Source organism: Vibrio sp. 10N.222.49.C9 (assembly GCF_041474985.1).
Classification (GTDB): Bacteria; Pseudomonadota; Gammaproteobacteria; order Enterobacterales; family Vibrionaceae; genus Vibrio; species Vibrio crassostreae_C.
The window spans coordinates 1-349 of the sequence record NZ_JBFRVD010000095.1 but is presented as its reverse complement, the minus strand read 5'-3'; the positions used below and the strand labels follow the sequence as shown (position 1 = coordinate 349).

Genomic DNA, 349 nt, shown 5'->3' with positions numbered 1-349 from the left:
TATGAAGTTGGTAAGCGCAACAGCCTTCCAATGATCAACATCCTAACGTTCAACGCTGATATTCGTGATGCTGCTGAAGTATTCAATACCAACGGTGAAGAAAGTGATGAATACAGCACTGACCTTCCTGCTAAATACCATGGCATGGAGCGTTTCGCTGCTCGTAAGGCTATCGTTGCTGAATTTGAAGAACTTGGCCTTCTTGATGAGATCAAAGATCACGACCTAACCGTTCCCTACGGTGACCGTGGTGGTGTGGTTATTGAACCAATGCTAACGGACCAATGGTACGTACGCACCGCTCCTCTAGCGGAACCAGCTGTAAAAGCGGTTGAAGACGGTCAGATTC

General features: G+C 47.3%; 1 pseudogene. It reads left to right on the top strand.

Annotated features, from left to right (window positions below):
- Window positions 1-349: pseudogene (locus AB4585_RS21830) on the top strand (valine--tRNA ligase); the annotation flags it as partial.